Annotated in this window: 15 protein-coding genes; 5 read left to right on the forward strand and 10 right to left on the reverse strand. The window is 70.2% G+C overall.

Translation table 11 applies throughout. The features are described from left to right. Position 1: 1 nt before the first annotated feature. Positions 2 to 1,342: a helix-turn-helix domain-containing protein gene (locus Q9K23_RS00670; protein ID WP_053776784.1), complete on the forward strand. Its 1,341-nt coding sequence runs from the start codon at positions 2 to 4 to the stop codon at positions 1,340 to 1,342. 6 nt (positions 1,343 to 1,348) lie between these two features. Here the strand turns inward: Q9K23_RS00670 and Q9K23_RS00675 are convergent, their stop codons facing one another. From Q9K23_RS00675 to Q9K23_RS00695, 5 genes are all read right to left on the reverse strand, one after another. Beyond that, positions 1,349 to 1,735 (reverse strand): hypothetical protein, encoded by a 387-nt coding sequence (locus Q9K23_RS00675; protein WP_053776783.1) that lies wholly within the window; start codon positions 1,733 to 1,735, stop codon positions 1,349 to 1,351. Between the two features lie 121 nt (positions 1,736 to 1,856). After that, a complete protein-coding gene (locus Q9K23_RS00680; RefSeq protein WP_020791148.1) occupies positions 1,857 to 2,609 on the reverse strand; it encodes a glyoxalase/Bleomycin resistance /Dioxygenase superfamily protein in 753 nt (250 codons plus the stop codon). Beyond that, positions 2,606 to 2,914 (reverse strand): hypothetical protein, encoded by a 309-nt coding sequence (locus tag Q9K23_RS00685; RefSeq protein WP_020791145.1) that lies wholly within the window; start codon positions 2,912 to 2,914, stop codon positions 2,606 to 2,608. The genes Q9K23_RS00680 and Q9K23_RS00685 overlap by 4 nt, the downstream gene beginning before the upstream one ends. Positions 2,915 to 2,987: 73 nt before the next feature. After that, positions 2,988 to 3,209, reverse strand: a complete 222-nt coding sequence (locus Q9K23_RS00690) for a DUF3263 domain-containing protein (protein WP_152972677.1) — start codon at positions 3,207 to 3,209, stop codon at positions 2,988 to 2,990. Between the two features lie 302 nt (positions 3,210 to 3,511). Continuing rightward, the gene (locus Q9K23_RS00695; RefSeq protein WP_053776781.1) at positions 3,512 to 3,823 is read right to left on the reverse strand and encodes a hypothetical protein; all 312 of its coding nucleotides are present in this window, start codon (positions 3,821 to 3,823) and stop codon (positions 3,512 to 3,514) included. A gap of 200 nt (positions 3,824 to 4,023) precedes the next feature. Between Q9K23_RS00695 and Q9K23_RS00700 the strand changes: the two genes are divergently transcribed. Then, entirely contained in the window at positions 4,024 to 4,368 is a 345-nt protein-coding gene (locus Q9K23_RS00700; RefSeq protein WP_020791141.1) for an RNA polymerase-binding protein RbpA, read from the forward strand. Between the two features lie 103 nt (positions 4,369 to 4,471). Here the strand turns inward: Q9K23_RS00700 and Q9K23_RS00705 are convergent, their stop codons facing one another. From Q9K23_RS00705 to cobN, 5 genes are all read right to left on the reverse strand, one after another. Beyond that, entirely contained in the window at positions 4,472 to 5,275 is an 804-nt protein-coding gene (locus tag Q9K23_RS00705) for a polyprenol monophosphomannose synthase (protein ID WP_020791144.1), read from the reverse strand. Further along, positions 5,262 to 6,851, reverse strand: coding sequence for an apolipoprotein N-acyltransferase (gene lnt / locus Q9K23_RS00710; protein WP_082365801.1), 1,590 nt, complete (start codon positions 6,849 to 6,851; stop codon positions 5,262 to 5,264). Before lnt ends, Q9K23_RS00705 begins: the two co-directional genes overlap by 14 nt. A gap of 104 nt (positions 6,852 to 6,955) precedes the next feature. Further along, complete coding sequence (locus tag Q9K23_RS00715) at positions 6,956 to 8,581, reverse strand: amidohydrolase family protein (protein WP_053776780.1); 1,626 nt, start codon at positions 8,579 to 8,581, stop codon at positions 6,956 to 6,958. A gap of 36 nt (positions 8,582 to 8,617) precedes the next feature. Then, positions 8,618 to 9,151: an FxsA family protein gene (locus tag Q9K23_RS00720; RefSeq protein ID WP_053776779.1), complete on the reverse strand. Its 534-nt coding sequence runs from the start codon at positions 9,149 to 9,151 to the stop codon at positions 8,618 to 8,620. 84 nt (positions 9,152 to 9,235) lie between these two features. Beyond that, positions 9,236 to 12,865, reverse strand: coding sequence for a cobaltochelatase subunit CobN (cobN, locus tag Q9K23_RS00725; protein ID WP_305950341.1), 3,630 nt, complete (start codon positions 12,863 to 12,865; stop codon positions 9,236 to 9,238). A gap of 253 nt (positions 12,866 to 13,118) precedes the next feature. On the opposite strand from cobN, the gene cobG reads away from it, so the two are divergent. From cobG to cobJ, 3 genes are read left to right on the forward strand one after another with little or no spacing between them, the layout of a single operon-like run. After that, positions 13,119 to 14,285 (forward strand): precorrin-3B synthase, encoded by a 1,167-nt coding sequence (gene cobG / locus Q9K23_RS00730; RefSeq protein WP_053776778.1) that lies wholly within the window; start codon positions 13,119 to 13,121, stop codon positions 14,283 to 14,285. Positions 14,286 to 14,339: 54 nt separating this feature from the next. Then, positions 14,340 to 14,963 (forward strand): precorrin-8X methylmutase, encoded by a 624-nt coding sequence (locus Q9K23_RS00735; protein ID WP_053776777.1) that lies wholly within the window; start codon positions 14,340 to 14,342, stop codon positions 14,961 to 14,963. A gap of 2 nt (positions 14,964 to 14,965) precedes the next feature. Continuing rightward, complete coding sequence (cobJ, locus tag Q9K23_RS00740) at positions 14,966 to 16,501, forward strand: precorrin-3B C(17)-methyltransferase (protein ID WP_261977792.1); 1,536 nt, start codon at positions 14,966 to 14,968, stop codon at positions 16,499 to 16,501. Positions 16,502 to 16,982 lie beyond the last annotated feature (481 nt).

Here is a 16,982-nt window from a genome sequence, read left to right on the forward strand (position 1 = left end):
CATGACCTCGGTGTCCCCCGATCCCGGAGCGGCCGCGGCGCAGGCCCGACTGGCCCGGGTCCCGGCCGCCGCGAGTATCGAACTGCTCGAACAGGTCGCGGCGATCGCCGTTCGGCTGCGCGAGCGCGAACCGGAACTGGTCACCGACCTCACCGGGATGATGGCGCGCGAGATCGATCAGCTCGACTCCGACCCCAACCTCGTGGAGATGCTGCACGCGAGCGTGCAGGGCAACGTGTCCACGATCATCCACGTGCTGGCCAACGACATCCCGATCGACCACCTCCAGCCGACCACGGCCGCCGTCGAGTACGCGCTGCGGCTCGCCCAGCGCGACGTGCCGTCGAACTCGCTGGTCCGGGCCTACCACCTCGGCCAGAACAGCGTCATGATGACCTGTTTCGAGATCATCGAGGAACTGGATCTGCCCGCCGACCGCGCGATGGCGGTGACCCGACACATCTCCGACGTGATGTTCGGCTACATCGACTGGATCACCCGATACGTGTTCCAGGCATACGAGACCGAACGGCGGCGCTGGCTCGGCGCCGACGCCAACGTGGCCGCCGCGGCGATCCGCCGGCTGCTCGACTCCCCCGACGCCGACCCCCGCGCCTTCGAGTCCGAGACCGGGTACCGCCTCGATCAGCGTCACCTCGCGGTGATCGTCTGGACCGATGCCGCCGACCCGCGTCAGGCCGGATTCCTCGACCGGGTCGCCCGCGAGCTGGCGCTCGCCGTCCGGGCCGAGTCACGTCCGATCATCACCGCGATCGACCGGACGACGGCCTGGATGTGGATCCCGTTCGGTGTGCGGGGCGGGCGTCTGGATGCGGGGCGGGCCCCCCGGATCCCGCCCGACGTGCTCCCGTCGGAGTCGGGATCGGACACCCGGGTCCGCGTGGCGATCGGTCTCGCCGGAGACGGTGTCACCGGGTTCCGACGCTCGCACCGGCAGGCACACGCCGCGTACCTGCTGGCGTCCATGCCGGGCAGTGTCACCGGGCAGATCGTGGGATTCGCCGACCGTGGCATCGCGGTGGTCTCGATGCTCGCCCAGGACCTCGACGCGACCCGGGCGTGGGCACACGAGATCCTCGGACCCCTCGCCGACGACACACCCACGGCGGCGACGCTGCGTGAGACGCTCGCGGTGTTCTTCGCCACCCGCGAGAGTCATCTGCACACCGCCACCCAACTCAACCTGCATCGCAACACCGTGAAGTACCGGGTGGGCAAAGCCCTCGCCGAGGTACCGCCCGACCGTGACCGCCTCGATCTCGCACTCGCGCTGACCGCCTGCGAACTCCTCGGGTCGGCGGTCATCGGCACCCCGTCCTGAACCGGCTCACCGCCGCGGCGGACCACCCGGCCGGCCGTCGGTGGATCGGCGACGGTCGTCGGTGGGCCTGCGAGGGTCGTCGGTGGGCCTGCGAGGGTCGTCGGTGGGCTTCAGCGCCCAGCCCGGGACCCAGTGGGTCACCGATTCCTGACGATCACGGGCGGTGAGGGTGTAGGTCACCTTCCCGTACCACTCACCCCACTCCGACAGCGCCCATTCGGTGAGCACCCCGGTGACGATCTTGCGCACCTGGAGTCCGTCCGGGTGATAGGTCCCGCTGTGGTGCGGGGTCTGCGGATACAGCGCGTTGAGGTCGATCTGCACCGCCCGGTGCCCGACCCGGACGAAGGCCGGCCGGTGCGGTCGTCCGCTGTCGCCGCCGATCCGAGCCATACCCATGAATAGATCATATGTTCGAGACCCGACGAATCCCAGTCGGCCCCGATCCCGATCCCGCCCTGCCCGACCACCGGTCCGGCGACCGGGTGGGTCGGCAGTTCAGCGGGTCGGCAGTTCAGCCGTCCAGGGGACCGATCACCACGGTCCGGGTGGCGAGCAGCGGGTCGTACACGGTGGCGATGGCGGTGCCCGGCTTGCGGCCGACCCGCACCTCCGAGATCCCGACACCGAGATCGGTCAGACGGCGATGGGTTGCGGTCACGTCGTGGCTGCGCCAGGCGATCCCCCACAGCGAGATCGGCTCGGTGGCCGGTGCGCCGTCGGCGAGGACCACCTCCACGACGAGGTCGCCGGCCCGGAAGAACAGCTGACGCAATCCCGGCGACACCTGACGGTCGAGCCGGAAGTCGAGGCCCAGGGTGGACCCGAACAGGGCCACCGCGTGATCGCGGTCGGTGCTCTCGAAGACGAGGTGGTCGAGGCCGGCGATGTCGTCGGCCCGCGCAGGCAGCGCCGCGGGCGCGTGGGTGATCACGCCGACGGGCACGTCGGGAGCATGCCATTCGTCGGCATGCCGATGGTGCAGGTCCAGGCCCCGACGCTGCAGCAAGCGGACCTGCGCATCGGTGTCGGAACTCGTGAACAGGACCCGATGTGGATCGTCGGAGGTCTTGTCGTGCAACCGTATTCGCGCATTTCCGACATGGATGTCGGTGTCGGCGGCGGCGTGGCCGAGGAGCTGCTGGTAGGCCTTGGCCGATCCGGCCGGGTCGGCGGTGACGAGGTCGAGCACGGCGACCGCATGCGCGTCCGCGACGGGTCTCTCCGGGGTGTGACGATCAGGCGTATGCGGTGGGTGTGATGTCATCGGCGACGTCCTCGGCGGTGTTCGACGCGACGCGGGAGATCGTCGCGCGGTGGCGAGCTCGTGATGTGCCACCGACCGCACCGGCAGTGGTAGCACCGCAGGTTGGGTGCCCGCCGGCCGGCCTGACGGATCCGGTCGATACCCTCGCGTGCCGCGCCCTCGGAGACGAAGGCGTCCTTGTACGGGGTCGGGCAGTCGATGATCGGCGCCGGGCGGCGCGGTGCGCGCCGCGTCGGCGTCAGGTCGGTGAGGATCTCGATCCGACGATAGAACTCCTCGAGATCGTCGTCGGAGAACGGGGCCATGGGATGTGCAGCACTCTCGGATCCGGATGCGGACGGTGGTACTCGAACGCTACCCGCCGGAACCGGGTCGCGCTCAGCCGGCCATCCAGAGACGATGGCGGATCACGCGCCGCATACGACGCAGTTCGGTGCTGCTCAGCGAGGCCGGCGGGGAGGTGTCGACGAGGCGGTCGACCTCGGTGAAGAAGTCGCGGTCGGACAATCCGAACTGCTCGGTGATCTCCGACGACGATCCCCCGCCCAACGTGTACCAGTTGGTCTCGAAATCGAGCATCTGCTGCTCCTTGGTGCCGATACCGCCGCCGCCGACGGAGTCGTCGGTGATCGCCGTGGAGAACGTGGTGCTGCCGTGTGCGCTCATATGGGCCCCCAAAGCCGTGTGTGGATGTCGGTGAACTCCGGTGCGCGATCACCTCGTCGTGCTCCGGGAAACTCTGGCGGGGCCGGTCGGGGTTCGATGCGCGAGTGACGTCCTTTGTACACCGCACCGGTGACCGGTGACAGACATTTGGTCAGCGTCGAGGTAAACCCGTCGGACCGGCCACCCGCGGTGCGGTCACCCACGTCACCGCACCGGTGGTGACCGTGGCGTCCCGGCTATCGGAGCCGTTCGGCCTCGCGTGCCCGGGCCAGCAGTTCCGAGGCGAGTCCGGCCAGGGTTGCGGTGTCGGCGTCCTCATCGACGGCGGTCGCGAGATCTTCTGCGGCGCAACGTAAGGCGAACATCCGATCGCCGAAGTCCGCGACGTCGGAAGCACTCAGGATCACCGCGTCGGGCGGGATGGTCAGCCCCGGTCCGGATGCGCCGGGAATAGATGACCCGGTCAATTGCGCTCTCTGTTCATAGGCGCGTTGCCGGCAGGACCGTTTGCAGTACTTGCGGCGACGACCCGTCTCGGAGTCGACCATCGTCGACCCGCACCACGCACACGCGTAGGGGCGTTGCCGGGTTCGGGTCGTCTCCACGACAACAGACGGTACCGTGCGGCCGGTCGTGCCGGTGGGTCCGACCCGCCCGGCGATCGTCGACCCGTCGACCCGGACGGATACGGCCCGGCAGGCGGGTAGAATGGGCCTGTTCAGCGTCGAGAACCCGGAAGGAACGCAGCATGGCAGATCGAGTACTTCGGGGTAGCCGCCTCGGTGCGGTGAGCTACGAGACCGATCGTGATCACGATCTCGCGCCCCGGCGAATCGTTCAGTACCGCACCGACAACGGGGAGATCTTCGACGTCCCCTTCGCCGACGAGGCCGAGGTGCCGTCGAAGTGGCCGTGCAAGAACGGCATGGAGGGCACCATCCTCGAGGGGACGGTGACCGAGGAGAAGAAGGTGAAGCCGCCGCGCACGCACTGGGACATGCTCCTCGAGCGTCGCAGCGAGGAAGAGCTCGAGGTGCTGCTCAACGAGCGCCTGGAGCTGCTCAAGCAGCGTCGGCGTGGCGTGGGCAACTGAACGATCGCCCCACGGGGCACCACAGACGGCAACGGCCGGAGAGGATCAACCTCTCCGGCCGTTGCCGTCTGTGTTCCGGCTGCGATCGCTCCGGGCTACCGGCTCAGCCGCGTCGGATGCCGAGCTGGGCCAGTCGGCTCGCCAGCCCCCATCGCGCCACGTTCAGGAATGCCTCGGACATGACCCCGCCACTCATCTTGGACACGCCGATCTCACGTTCGGTGAAGGTGATCGGCACCTCGCGGACGGTGAACCCGGCCTGCACGGTGCGCCACGCCAGGTCGATCTGGAAGCAGTATCCGGCCGACTCCACCGAGCCGAGGTCGATCTTCTCGAGCACCTCACGGCGGTAGGCGCGGTACCCGGCGGTGATGTCGTGGATCCCGGCACCCAGCGCGAGGCGCGCATAGGTGTTGGCCCCGCGGGAGAGGATCTCGCGCCGGCGCGGCCAGTTGACCAGCTTGCCGCCGGGCACATAGCGCGAACCGATCGCGAGGTCGGCACCGGCGTTGATCGCATCGAGCAGCCCGGACAGCTGTTCGGGGGCGTGGCTGCCGTCGGCGTCCATCTCGATGACCACCCGGTAGTCCCGGTCGAGTCCCCAGGCGAAACCGGCCAGGTAGGCCTTGCCCAGACCGTCCTTCTCGACGCGGTGCATGGTGTGGATGCGGGCCAGATCGTCGGCGCCGGCCAGCTCGTCGGCGACCTCACCGGTGCCGTCCGGGCTGGAGTCGTCCACCACGAGGACGTGGATACCCGGCAGTGCGCCCTGAAGACGTCCGACGATCAGCGGGAGGTTGTCCCGCTCGTTGTAGGTGGGAATGACGACCAGCGCCCCGGCGCCGTCGGCCGCGACCACCGGCTGGACACCGATTCCGGTCGCGGGCGATCCCTCACTGTTCGTCACCGGCGAACTCCTCTGACTTGTGTTGTACTGCTCCGGATGGGCTGGACTTCCGGCGCCGCCCGGTCGTGAGCCTCTGAGAGAACCTAGTACGCGTCGCCATCGCAAACAAAAGCGCCACGAGTGCAGCGCCCGCGATCACACGCTCCGGCCATGCCCCCAGCAGGGTCGCGACGGTGGTCTCACTGCGTAGCGGCATCCGTGCCGAGAGCACCGCCGCGGTGAAGATCCCCGATTGTGCGGTGACCGTTCCGTCCGGTTCGACCAGCGCACTGACCCCGCTCGTTGCGGCCACGATAACCGCCCGACCGTGTTCGACGGCCCGGAATCGGGACATCGCCAGCTGCTGATAGGTCATGTCGGTGCGGCCGAAGGTGGCGTTGTTGGTGGGGACGTAGAGAATCCGGGCGCCCTGGTCGACGGCGGTCTGTGCGGCCCGGTCGAAGGCGACCTCCCAGCAGGTCGCCACCCCGACCGGGATCGTGCCCGAGTCGGTGGGCACCTGCAGCACCGACGACCCGGTGCCCGGCCGGAAGTTGCCGGCCATGTCGGCATACGACGAGAACATCCGGAAGAACGGCCGCCACGGCAGATACTCACCGAACGGCTGGATGATGTGCTTGTCGTAGCGGCCCACGGGCCCCTTCTCGCCGTCCCACACCAGGACGGTGTTGGTGGGGCGGCCGTCGGCGTCGCGGACCAGGGTGCCCACCAGGATGGGTGCGCCGACGGCCACCGAGGCCTCGGTGATCTCGGCCGCGGCATCCGGGTTGGCGAGCGGGTCGATGTCGGAGGCGTTCTCCGGCCAGGCCACGAATGCCGGGCGGGCGGCGGTGTTCGAGTCGATCGCATCGGCCAGGCCGAAGGTGTTGCGCACGTGGTTGTCGAGCACCGCCCGACGCTGCGCGTTGAAGTCCAGACCCAGCCGCGGCACGTTGCCCTGCACGGCGGCGACCTGGACCGATGTCCCCGAGACGTTGCGGTCGAGGGTGTCGGGGGTCAGTCCGATCGCCGCGATCGGCCCGAGCAGGGCCAGGACCACCGCCACCACACCGGGACGGACCAGCGAACCGTGTGCCGGTGCACCGGGGGCGGCGTGCCGGAACAGCAGCAACTGCACCACCCACGCCAGACACGCACCGAACAGGGCGACCGCACCGCTCACCCCCGCGGTGCCCAGGACCGATGCGAGCGGCAGCAGCGGACCGTCGACCTGACTGAACGCGGTGCGGCCCCAGGGGAAGCCGCTGAACGGGAACGCCGACCGCGCGGCCTCGACCAGCACCCAGACCGCGGCGAACCACACCGGCGGGAACGGCAACCGCATGGTGACCGTGGCACAGACCCCGAACACCGCGAGGTAGCCGGCCAGTGCGGCGGCCAGCGCGAGCCACGGCAGCGGGCCGACGTACACGCCGATCCAGGGCAGCAACGGGACGAAGAAACCGAGACCGTAGACGAATCCGATCCATGCGCCGGTGCGCGCACGCGGGCGGCCCTGGCTCAGCAGTGCGTAGAGCACGCCGAGCGACAGCACCGCCATGTACCACCAGTCGCGGGGCGGGAACGACGTCCACATGGCCACGCCGGCCGCGGCGGCGACCACCGTGCGCACCAGCCACGCCACCCGCGGGGCGAGGGTGGGCAGGCGCAGGCCGGTCCACGGATGCGTCGAAGGGTGGCTCACCAATCGGCACCCACGAAGATGTCCTGTCCGTCGCGGACGGTCCGCACACACCGGGGCAGCGGTGCGCCCGGGCTCACATCGGGTAGCGCGGGCACCCGCGACCGCGGGTCGGTGGACCACCGCTGCACCCGCGCATGCGATCCGGCGACGACGAGCTCGTCGACCTCCCACACGGCGAAGTGTGCCGGGGCACCCGGCTCCAGGGTGCCGGTGAGGCCGTCGTGCACGCCGCCGGCCCGCCACCCGCCACGGGTGCAGGCGGAGAAGGCACCACGCGCAGACAGGGCGCTCTCCGGGCGGTGATGGTGCACCGCGGCCCGCACGGTGGCCCACGGGCTCATCGGCGTCACCGGGGAGTCGGAGGAGAACGACAGCGCCACGCCGGTCTTGGCGAGCATCGCGAAATCGTTGAGGGTGGCAGCACGCTCGACACCCAGACGACGGGCGTAGAGCTTGTCGGCCCCACCCCACTCGGCGTCGAACAACGGCTGCTGCCCGGCGATCACACCGCAGCGTGCCAGCACCGCGGCGTCGGCGGCATCGACCATCTCGGCGTGTTCGAGGCGGTGCGCGCACCGGGCCACCGCAGGGGTACCGAGCTCGTCGGCGACGGCGTCGAAGGCGGCGACGGCGGTCTTCACCGCGGCGTCACCGATCACGTGGAAACCGGCCTGGATCCCGGCGACGGTGCAGGCGTGGATGTGCGCGCGGACGGTCTCGGGGTCGATGTGGGTGATCCCGCACTCCCCCGGCGCATCCGTGTACGGCTCGGTCAGCCAGGCGGTGTGCGAGCCGATCGCGCCGTCGATGAACAGGTCACCGGCCAGCCCGTGGGCGCCGGTGGCGGCGATCAGCTCGGCGGCATGCTCGGGGCTGCGGGCGGCCTGACCCCACAGTCGGCGCACGCCGACGGGGTGGTCGAGGGTGGCCAGGGCGACGAAGTCGTCGAGTCCGGTGATGTCGGGTCCACCGTTCTCGTGCACCATCACGATGCCGGCCGCGGCGGCGGCGTCGAGGGCGGTGCGCTGCATCCGGGTGCGCATCGCGGGCGTGATGAGGCGCTGTGCGGCACCGCGCACCAGATGGTGGGCGGCGGCGATCAGCGGGAGTTGCGGTTCGTGTCCCTCCGCGGTGGTGAGGTCGGGAACCAGGCGACGCAGTCCGGTCGAGGCCAGCGCGGAATGCTCGTCGACGCGGGCCAGGTACACCGGGCGGTCGCCGACGACGGCGTCGATCTCGGCGGTGGTCGGTGCACGCCGGTCGTCAGGGTCGGGACCGGCCCAGGTCGACGAATCCCAGCCGAGGCCCCAGATCAGCTCGTCCGGTGCGGTGCCGGCCACCGCGGCGGCCAGCCGCGCCAGGACGTCGGCGCGGCCGTCGGCCTCGTTGAGGGTGAGCCCGCACAGGGCCAGACCGGTGGAGGTCAGATGGACGTGGGAGTCCACGAAGGCCGGGGCCACGAACCGGCCGGCGAGGTCGGTGACCCGGGCGTCGGGATGCAGCGCACGGCCGATCGAGTCGGTGCCCACCCAGGTGACGATGCCGTCGGTGACGGCCAGCGCGGTGGCGTCGGGGACGCTCGACGAATACACCAGACCGCCCAGCAGGAGTTCGGTAGTCACGATCGTCCAGTGTGCCCTGATCGAGGATGTGACGTGTCAGCGGCCCCGCGGCAATCCACGGTCTCCCGACGTGCCCGATCCCGGTCCGGTGGTGCTCATCACGTCCCCGTCGATCACGGTCGGGTCCTGTGCGGCGGGTGCGTCGACGACGGTGCCGTCGATCACCGTGCCCCGGGCGAACCCGGTGGCATAGACCCCGGCCCGATCCATCGCGACCACCACCCGGCGTGCGCCGAAGGCGGCGACCGCCGGCCGGAGCAGATGACGGACCGGCGGGGTGAGGGCGATCATGCCCAGCACGGTGGAGACCACGCCCGGCACGATCAGCAGGAACGACGCACCGGCGACCAGTGCGGTATCGGCGAGCGGAGCGGTGGGATCGACCTCGTTGCGGGCGGCCCGGCGCAGGCTGCCGAAGACCTTGGCGCCCTGCCAGCGCAGCATCGCGAACCCGGCGACCGCCGCGGCGATGCTGATCAGGACCGCCCACGCGAAGCCGAGGGTCATCGTCATCGCCACGAACGCGCCGATCTCGACGGCGAGATAGAGGAGTACAGCTGCCAGACGCATGATCGTGCCTTCCCGAGGGGTGTCGTTGTGGGTACAACGAACGAGATGCCGGTTTTTCTCCCGACACCTCGTACCGGTCGCCACTCAGTCCTCGTTGCGGCCCTCGATGTCGCCCTCGGTCTGCAGATACACCGCCCGCAGATCCTCCAGCAGCTGCGCCGGCGGCTCATGCCACATCCCGCGTTCGACGGCCTCGAGCAGCCGCTCGGCGATGCCGTGCAGCGCCCACGGATTGGACTGCGTCATGAACTCGCGGTTGTCCTCGTCGAGCACATAGGCCTCGGTGAGCTTCTCGTACATCCAGTCGGCGACCACGTCGGTGGTGGCGTCGTAGCCGAACAGATAGTCGACGGTCGCGGCCATCTCGAAGGCACCCTTGTAGCCGTGCCGCTGCATCGCCGAGATCCACCGCGGATTGACCACCCGCGCACGGAACACCCGGCTGGTCTCCTCGCTCAGCGTGCGGGTACGCACCGCGTCGGGGCGGGTGGAGTCGCCGATGTAGGCCTCCGGCGAGCGGCCGGTGAGCGCCCGGACGGTGGCCACCATGCCGCCGTGGTACTGGAAATAGTCGTCGGAATCGGCGATGTCGTGCTCACGGGTGTCGGTGTTCTTGGCCGCCACCGCGATCCGCCGGTAGGCCGCACGCATGTCGTCGACCGCGGCCACCCCGCCGAGGTCGCGACCGTAGGCGTAGCCGCCCCACTCGGTGTAGACCCGCGCCAGGTCCTCGTCGGTGCGCCAGTCGAGGGAGTCGATCAGCTGCAGCAGACCGGCGCCGTAGGTACCGGGCTTGGACCCGAAGATGCGGGTGGTGGCACGCCGCTCGTCGCCGTGCTCGGCGAGCGCGGCGCGGGCGTGGGCGGCGACGAAGTTCTGTTCGTCGGGTTCGTCGGCACCCGCCGCGAGGGCGACCGCGTCGTCGAGCATCGTCACCACGTGCGGGAAGGCGTCACGGAAGAACCCGGAGATGCGCACGGTCACGTCGATGCGGGGACGGCCGAGCTCGGCGAGCTCGATCAGTTCCAGCGAGCTCACCCGGCGCGAGGCCTCGTCCCAGATCGGCATGACGCCGAGCAGGGCGAGCACCTCGGCGATGTCGTCACCGGAGGTGCGCATGGCGGAGGTCCCCCACACCGACAGACCCACCGACGCCGGGTACTCGCCGTGATCGGTGAGGTACCGCTCGAGCAGGGAGTCGGCCATCGCCCGCCCGGTCTCCCAGGCCAGCCGGGAGGGCACGGCCTTGGGGTCGACCGAGTAGAAGTTACGGCCGGTGGGCAACACGTTGATCAGGCCGCGCAGCGGTGAGCCCGACGGGCCGGCCGGGATGAACCCGCCCTCCAGGGCGTGCAGCACCCGCGGGATCTCGCCCGCGGTCTGCCGCAGCCGCGGCACCACCTCGGTGGCCGCGAACCGCAGGATGTCGGCGACGGCATCGGGGTGTCCGGCCGCCGCGGCGGTCACCGCGTCCGCCGACCAGTCGCCGTCGGCACACGCCTGCACCAGACCGCGGGCGATCTCCTCCACGTCGTCGACGTCGGTGCGGGCGGCCGCACCGCTGCCCTCGGTCAGGCCCAGGGCCTCGCGCAGGCCGGGCAGCGCGCTGGTGCCGCCCCACAGCTGACGCGCCCGCAGCATCGCGAGGACCAGGTCGACCTCGGCGGCGTCGACCGGCGGTTCGCCGAGCACGTGCAGTCCGTCGCGGATCTGGGCGTCCTTGATCTCGCACAGCCAGCCGTCGACGTGCAGCAGCATGTCGTCGAAGACCTCTTCGTCGGGCCGTTCCGCCAGACCGAGGTCGTGGTCCATCTTGGCCGCGGTCAGCAGCGTCCAGATCTGCTGGCGGATCGCGGGCAGCTTCGCCGGATCGAGGGTGGAGATGTTGGCGTGCTCGTCGAGGAGCTGCTCGAGGCGGGCGATGTCGCCGTAGGACTCGGCGCGCGCCATCGGCGGGATCAGGTGATCGACGAGCACCGCGTGCGCCCGTCGCTTGGCCTGGGTGCCCTCGCCAGGATCGTTGACCAGGAACGGGTAGACCAGCGGCAGATCACCCAGGGCGGCGTCGGTGCCGCAGTCGGCGGACATGCCGAGGGTCTTGCCGGGCAGCCACTCGAGGTTGCCGTGCTTGCCCACGTGCACCACTGCGTCGGCCCCGAAGCCCGGGACGTCGGCGGCACCGCCACGACCGGCCAGCCAGCGGTAGGACGCGAGATAGTGGTGCGACGGCGGCAGGTCGGGGTCGTGGTAGATCGCCACCGGGTTCTCACCGAAGCCGCGCGGCGGCTGCACCATGATCGCGATGTTGCCGAATTGCAGTGCGGCGACGACGATGTCGCCGTCGGGATTGACCGAACGGTCGACGAACATCTCCCCCGGCGGCGGACCCCAGTGCTCGATCACACCGGCGCGCAGACCCTCGGGCAGGGTGGCGAACCAGGCGGTGTAGTCGGCGGCCGACACCCGAATCGGGTTGGCGGCCAAGGCTTCCTCGGTCAGCCAGTCCGGATCCTGACCACCGGTGGCGATGATCGTGTGGATCAGGGCATCCGAATCATCCTCGGCCAGACCGGGAATCGCATCCGGGCCGGACTCGGCACCGAGATCGTAACCGGCCGCACGCAACGCCGACAGCAACCGCAGCAGGCTGCGCGGGGTGTCCAGGCCGACGGCATTGCCGATGCGGGCATGTTTGGTGGGATATGCCGAGAGCATGATCGCGATCCGACGGTCGGCGGCGGCGGTGTGCCGCAGCCGGGCGTGGGCGACGGCGATGCCGGCCACCCGGGCGCAGCGCTCGGTGTCGGGCTGGTACCAGGGCAGGCCGTTCTCGTCGAACTCCTTGAACGAGAACGGGACCGTGATGATCCGACCGTCGAACTCCGGGACCGCCACCTGGGTGGCCACATCCAGCGGCGACAGCCCGTCGTCGTTGGCCGCCCAGTCCACCCGAGGGCCGGTCAGGCACAGCCCCTGCAGGATCGGGATATCCAGCGCGGCAAGCCGTTCGATGTTCCACGACTCGTCGTCGCCGCCGGCCGACGCGGTGGCCGGGGTGGCTCCGCCCGCGGCGAGCACCGTCACCACCAGCGCATCGGCGGTGCCCAGCAATGCGATCAGCTCGTCCGGAGCGGTGCGCAGCGACGCACAGTACACCGGCAGCGCCCGCGCCCCGGCGGCCTCGATCGCCCCGCACAGCGCGTCGACGTAGCGGGTGTTGCCGGCCAGATGCTGGGCGCGGTAGTAGAGCACCGCGATGGTCGGTGCGTCGTCGGCGACGGTCGTAGCGGTGCGCTCGAGTACACCCCACGCCGGGGTCTGCGCCGGCTCGTCGAAACCGAGCCCGGTGAGCAGGACGGTGTCGGACAGGAAGTTGTGCAGGTTCACCAGATTCGGCACGCCGCCGGCGGCGAGGTAGTTGTGCGCCTGCGCGGCCACACCCGCCGGGACGGTGGACAGTGCCATCAGATCCGGATCGGGCTGCTGCTCACCGGAGAGCACCACCACCGGGCGGCCCACCGCGAGCACCGCGTCGAGTCCTTCCTCCCACGCGCGCCGGCCACCGAGGATGCGGACGACGGTGAGGTCGGCGGCCGAGACCAGACCGGCGACATCGTCGACGAGCAGCCGCGCCGGGTTGGCGATGGTGAACTCGGCGCCACTGGCGTGCGCGGTGATCAGGTCGGTGTCGGAGGTGGACAGCAGCAGGATCATGAATGGAGCTCCTCATCCGGGGTGGCGCGCCCGGTCACGGGGTCGGTGTACCCAGCCCGCAGGTCTGACTTCGGCGATCCGGACACACCGGACACCGACACAGTGGCGCGACCGCGCCGGACTCGCACCGGCTTCTGCACGCTGAGTGGATTCGAGCCTAGTGCAGCCGAGGTGTGCCCCAGCGCACCGGCCGACCCGATCGGTGGGCGGCGCGAGGTGAACCCCGGACCGGGGCGGGCCTACGCTGGAGTCCGTGACCGACCCGGCCCGACGACCAGCCCACGACCGGTGCCCCGGGGTGTTCGATCCACACCCCGCCGCAGACGGTGCCCTCGCACGGATCCGCCTGCTCGGCGGCACCATCGGATCCGAACAGATGCAGACCGTCGCCCAGGTCGCCGCCGAATTCGGTGACGGCTTCGTCGAACTGACCGGACGTGCCAATCTCCAGATCCGCGGCATCGGTGACGTCGACGCCGTCGCCGATGCCCTCACCGACGCCGGACTGGTGCCGAGCAGCAGCCACGAGAAGGTCCGCAACATCGAGGTCAGTGCCGTGACCGGGCGGATCGGCGGACTCGGCGACCTCCGGCCGACCGCCACCGCACAAGACGCGGCGATCCGCGCCGACCCCGCCCTGTCCGAGCTGTCCGGACGGTTCCTGTTCGGACTCGACGACGGCCACGGCGACATCGTCACCCGCGGTCCCGATGCGGCCGCGGTGTTGCGCGGCGATCCGGGTCACGGGGCATCGGCCGCCGACATCGTGCTCGACGGTGAGGTGGTCGGCTCGGTGACCGATGTGGCCGACATCCCGGCGGCGCTGACCGCCGTCGCCGCCGACATGGTCGAGGTGGGACGGGGCGGACGTGCCTGGCGGATCCGTGACCTGGATGCCGCGGCACGGGCCGAACTGGGCGCGCGGGCACGCGACCGGCTGTCGGCGCCGGTCGACGAATCCCTGCCGGATGCGCCGACCTCCCCGATCGTCGGATGGTTCACCCAGGACGACGAGCGCGTGCTGCTCGGGGCGGTGGTGGAACTGGGACGGCTACCCGCCCGCCTCGGTGAGTTCCTGGCCGCCGTCGAGGCGCCGATCGTGATCACCCCCGATCGCGAGATCCTGCTGTGCGATCTCACCGAGGGGGTGGCCGAGACCGTGGTCCGTGTACTGGCCCCGATGGGCCTGATCTTCGATGCGTCGTCGCCGTGGGCGCAGGTCAGTTGTTGTGCCGGATCGCCGGGCTGCGCCAAGGGCCTGTCCCCGGTACGTGCCGATGTCCTCGAACGTGTGTCGTCCGGGGAACCGATCACCGCCCGTGAGCACTGGGTGGGGTGTGCACGCGGGTGCGGGACCCCGCCGGGACCCCATCTGCGGGTGGAGGCCACCGCCGACGGCTACCGGCGCGAACAGCGGTAGCCAATCGGGCACCGGCACGACCGCTCCCGGCGGTGGCCTAGGCTGGTCGTCACCATGAGCGAGTACCTGCGGGACGGCGCCGCGATCTATCGCCGATCATTCTCGATCATCCGCGAGGAATCCGATCTGTCGGCGTTCGCGCCGGATGTGGCCGGAGTGGTCGTCCGGATGATCCATTCGTGCGGGCAGACCGATCTGACCCGCGACGTGGTGGCGACGCCGGGTGTGGTGTCGGCGGCGCGAACCGCGTTGGCCGGCGGTGCCCCCATCCTGTGCGACGCGACGATGGTCGCCAGCGGTGTGACGCGTAAGCGCCTGCCCGCCGACAACGACGTGCTGTGCCACCTACACGATCCGCGGGTGCCGGTGCTGGCCGCCCGCCTGGAGACCACCAGAACTGCTGCGGCCCTGGAACTCTGGCGCTCAGAGATGGAAGGCGCGGTGGTTGCGATCGGCAACGCCCCGACCGCGTTGTTCGCGCTGCTGGAGATGATCGACGCCGGCGCACCGCGCCCCGCCGCGATCGTCGGTGCCCCCGTCGGCTTCGTCGGGGCCGCCGAGTCGTGTGCCGAACTCGCCGCCCGTACCGACCTCGAGTTCATCACCGTGACCGGCCGGCGGGGCGGATCGGCGATCACCGCGGCCGCCGTCAACGCACTCGCCAGCCCGGAGGAATGAGCGTGTCCGACCCGCTATCCGACGACTCTCGTACCCCCGGCACCCTCTGGGGTGTCGGCCTCGGTCCCGGTGACAGTGAACTGGTGACGGTCAAGGCCGCACGGGTGATCGGTGCCGCCGACGTCGTCGCCTATCACTGTGCCCGCCACGGCCGGAGCATCGCGCGATCGGTGGCGCAGCCGTATCTGCGGGACGGGCAGATCGAAGAACGCCTGATGTATCCGGTGACCACCGAGACCACCGACCATCCGGGTGGCTATACCGGTGCGCTGGAGGACTTCTACGCCGAGAGCGCAGCGGTGCTGGCCGAGCACCTGCGGGCCGGACGCGACGTCGCGCTGCTCGCCGAGGGCGACCCACTGTTCTTCAGCTCGTACATGCACATGCACAAACGACTCGTCGGCGAGTTCCGTGCCGAGATCATCCCCGGGGTGACGTCGGTGAGCGCATCGTCGGCGGCGATCGCGGTGCCGCTGGTCGAGGGCGAGGAGACCCTGACCGTGGTCCCCGGCACCCTGCCCCAGGCCCGCATGCGCGAACTGTTCTCTCGCGCCGACGCTTTCGCGGTGATGAAGCTCGGCCGCACGTTCACCCGCGTGCGTGACGCCCTCGACGAGGCGGGCCGGCTGGACGAAGCATGGTACGTCGAACGCGCGTCCACCGACGTGCAGCAGGTGGCCCCCGCGCGGGACGTGGATCCGGCTGCGGTGCCCTACTTCTCGATGATCGTCGTCCCTGGTCGCACCAACAATCCACGCGGCGAGGCGGACCCGGCCCCGCGGGGTGAGGTCGTCGTCGTCGGTCTGGGACCGGGATCGTCGGAGTGGACCACCCCCGAGGTGAGCCGCGAACTCGACGCCGCAACCGACCTGATCGGCTACACCACCTATCTAGCGCGGGTCACACCGCGTCCGGGACAACGCGTGCACGCCAGCGACAATCGCGTCGAGGCCGAACGTGCCGAATTCGCCCTGGATCTGGCGTCGCGCGGCGCTCGGGTGGCGGTGGTGTCGTCGGGTGACCCCGGCGTGTTCGCGATGGCGACCGCCGTCGCCGAGGTGGCGTCCGAACCGCGATGGGCCGACGTGCCGGTGCGTGTGGTCCCGGGAATGACCGCGGCCAACGCCGTGGCAGCCGCCGTCGGCGCACCACTGGGGCACGACTTCGCGGTGGTGTCGCTCTCGGATCGCCTCAAGCCGTGGGAGGTGATCGCCGACCGAATCCGGCATGCGTTGTCGGCGGACCTGGTGATCGCGATCTACAACCCGGGGTCGGCGAGCCGCGCGTGGCAGGTCCCCGCGCTCAAGGACATCCTCAGCGAGACCGTCGACGCCGACCGCGTGATGGTGCTCGGACGCGACGTCGGCGGTCCGACGCAGTCGCTGACCGTGACCACCGTGGGTGAGTTCGACCCGTCGGTCGTGGACATGCGCACACTGCTGATCATCGGGTCGTCGGCGACCCGCGTCACGAAACGCGCGGCCGGGGATCTCGTCTTCACCCCGCGCAGTCACCCCGGACACGTCCGGGGTGACTGATTCCTCCACCGGCCAAGGCCACGTCGCGGATCAGGCGAGATGAGCCTGTCTGCCCACGCTTGCGACGGTGGTTGCGTCGTCGACATCGGCCGGCGGAGGTTTCGACACGCCTCGTCGCTACGCTCCTCGACGGCTCAACCACCAACCAACCACCGCCCGTTGATGATTGAGTCGAGAACAGTCAACCAACTACTACCCGTTTGTGATTGAGCTGGGAACAATCAATCACCAACTACCCGTTGATGATTGAGCCGGGACCGAGCCGGAAAGGCGAGGACCCGAGTCGAAATCTCCGCCACCCACGCCGGGTGGCGACCACCTCCGAAGTGGTTCCGTCGTCGACGTCGGCCCACCGAGGTTTCGACACGCCTCGTCGCTACGCTTCGACGGCTCAACCACCAACCAACCACCGCCCGTTGATGATTGATCCGAGAACAGTCAACCATCAACCACCAGTGGCTGATTGGGCCGCGACGTTCTG

Source organism: Gordonia sp. NB41Y (assembly GCF_030718915.1).
GTDB classification, from domain to species: domain Bacteria; phylum Actinomycetota; class Actinomycetes; order Mycobacteriales; family Mycobacteriaceae; genus Gordonia; species Gordonia desulfuricans.

Coding starts and splice junctions, on each gene's coding strand:
- Q9K23_RS00675 (WP_053776783.1), bottom strand. CDS start 1,735: ATGGCTCGGATCGGCGGCGACAGCGGACGACCGCACCGGCCGGCCTTC.
- lnt (WP_082365801.1), bottom strand. CDS start 6,851: ATGTGGACGTCGTTCCCGCCCCGCGACTGGTGGTACATGGCGGTGCTG.
- Q9K23_RS00680 (WP_020791148.1), bottom strand. CDS start 2,609: ATGACATCACACCCACCGCATACGCCTGATCGTCACACCCCGGAGAGA.
- Q9K23_RS00670 (WP_053776784.1), top strand. CDS start 2: ATGACCTCGGTGTCCCCCGATCCCGGAGCGGCCGCGGCGCAGGCCCGA.
- Q9K23_RS00720 (WP_053776779.1), bottom strand. CDS start 9,151: ATGCGTCTGGCAGCTGTACTCCTCTATCTCGCCGTCGAGATCGGCGCG.
- Q9K23_RS00695 (WP_053776781.1), bottom strand. CDS start 3,823: ATGGTCGACTCCGAGACGGGTCGTCGCCGCAAGTACTGCAAACGGTCC.
- Q9K23_RS00735 (WP_053776777.1), top strand. CDS start 14,340: ATGAGCGAGTACCTGCGGGACGGCGCCGCGATCTATCGCCGATCATTC.
- Q9K23_RS00700 (WP_020791141.1), top strand. CDS start 4,024: ATGGCAGATCGAGTACTTCGGGGTAGCCGCCTCGGTGCGGTGAGCTAC.
- Q9K23_RS00685 (WP_020791145.1), bottom strand. CDS start 2,914: ATGGCCCCGTTCTCCGACGACGATCTCGAGGAGTTCTATCGTCGGATC.
- cobN (WP_305950341.1), bottom strand. CDS start 12,865: ATGATCCTGCTGCTGTCCACCTCCGACACCGACCTGATCACCGCGCAC.